Annotated in this window: 2 protein-coding genes; one reads left to right on the top strand and one right to left on the bottom strand. The window is 66.2% G+C overall.

Annotation, left to right across the window (positions count from 1 at the left end):
• Positions 1–546 precede the first annotated feature (546 nt).
• On the top strand, positions 547–1,032 hold the full coding sequence (locus tag AB0B45_RS51440) for a DUF6328 family protein (RefSeq protein WP_358146376.1): 486 nt from the start codon (positions 547–549) through the stop codon (positions 1,030–1,032).
• 208 nt (positions 1,033–1,240) lie between these two features.
• On the opposite strand, the gene AB0B45_RS51435 is transcribed toward AB0B45_RS51440, so the two are convergent.
• Positions 1,241–1,834, bottom strand: a 594-nt coding sequence (locus AB0B45_RS51435) for a fatty acid desaturase (RefSeq protein WP_358146375.1), incomplete at its 5' end; no start/stop codon positions are given.

Here is a 1,834-nt window from a genome sequence, read left to right as displayed (position 1 = left end):
AGATGGGGAAACGAGCAAGCACCATGCCGGTTATCACCAGAACCGATCAGCGCCCGGTACGCCCGGCCGTTGTGAAGGAACGGTCGCTGCGGGAGAGGTACTGCCCTGATACGACGATCGGCAAGAAGCGCCGCTGACCAGGTGATCGGAGAGCATCATCACGACCCCAAGCGACGACTTGCCACTCCTCAGACGGCGTGATCGGCGGCCCAAAGGAAGAAGTTCAGTAATCCCGGCCGACGGCCTTCGACGGCCGTCTCTACCACCAGCAAGACCACAAGCCCGACAGGACAGCAGTACCGAAACCGGGGCAGTCATCTCCACCGAGACCATGACCTGTGTGGCTGAGAATTCCCTCTGATGAACTGGGGAACCGGAGGGAGGCTGAGCGCAGGAGCAGCGATTCCGTGACAGGCGTGGCCTGCCGCCTTGGCCAGCGTCCCGGATCGGATCGGATCGGTGACTTCGTGACCGAGGCCTCCACTGGTCGCGAGCACCCTGAACGAAAGCCGGTTAGTCGCATCCACCAACAGATAGGAGCCCGGCATGCCTGCCAACGGCAACCCCGACGAAAACCCTAAGGAACGCGTCGACCGCGAGCTGTCCGAACTCCTCCAGGGCCTGCGAGTCATGGTGACCGGGGTGCAAGTGCTGTTCGCCTTCCTGTTCGCGATGCCGTTCCAGGCCGGCTTCGCCAAGGTGGACACCTCGGGCCATTGGCTGTTCTTCATCGCGCTCACCAGCTCCGCCGCCGCCTCCGTCTGCTTCATCACCCCCGCGGTCCAGCATCGACTGCTGTTCCGCACCGGTCTGAAAGAGAAGATGCTGCACCGCGCCAACGAACTGGGCGTTGCCGGCGCCATATCGCTGGCGATCGCGATGACCACCGCGGTAGCCCTGGTGGCCGAGGTCGTTCTCGGCAACTGGCTCGCCATCCTGTTCGGCGCGGCGGTGGCGCTCGCGACCAGCTGGCTCTGGATCCTCCAGCCGATCCTCGACCTGCACCGCCTACGCGACCAAGAGGAACGCTAGATGAGGTCCTTGTCCGTCGCGGGCCGGATCTAGGAGAACACCATGGCGACCGAATAGGCCATCACGGACGCAGCGCACACACCTCCTCTAGCCGACGTCATGGTGATAGCCGGACATGCCGCGCCGTTGCCCTCGCCATGTTCTCCTACCGCATCGCCCATCATCGGCGCCTAGCCTGCCCAGCGGCGACACTGCAGGGGACTAGCGGTCAACCTCGCGCCGGGGCTCGGGCTTGCTGTGGGGCGTTGGCGCGTCTGCGTTCGAGACGGGTTGGGTCAGGCCAGTGCACGTCGGTGGCCCATCCAAGCCGCTCGAACAGGCGGATCAGCCCGGCGGAGGGATCGATCTGGTGCCGGTCCACGCCGTGCCGGGCGCAGGTCGGCTCGCTGTGGTGGCCGTTGTGCCAGCTCTCCCCGAACGACAGCAGCGCGAGCGGCCACAGGTTGGTCGAACGATCGTGGCGACGGGTCGTGAAGGGCCTGCTCCCCATCACGTGACACAGCGAGTTGACGCTCCAGGTCACGTGCTGCAGCAGGGCGACACGCACCAGCCCGGCCCACAGGAACGCGGTCAGCCCGCCGTACAGGCTGCCGCTGATCGCCCAGCCCGCCAGGAACGGCAGCGCCAGCGAGACCGCGCACAGCGCGGGGAAGGCGCGCGCCACCCTGACCATCGCCGGATCGGCGAGCAGGTCAGGCGCGTAGCGGTCACGCGAAGTCGGATCGTCGGTGAACATCCAGCCCATATGCGCGTGGGCAAGCCCCCGAAGCTGCCCGCGCACGCCGATGCCGTACCGATAAGG

Source organism: Nonomuraea sp. NPDC049152 (assembly GCF_040648355.1).
GTDB lineage: Bacteria > Actinomycetota > Actinomycetes > Streptosporangiales > Streptosporangiaceae > Nonomuraea.
This window is presented reverse-complemented; position numbering and strand designations above follow the sequence as displayed.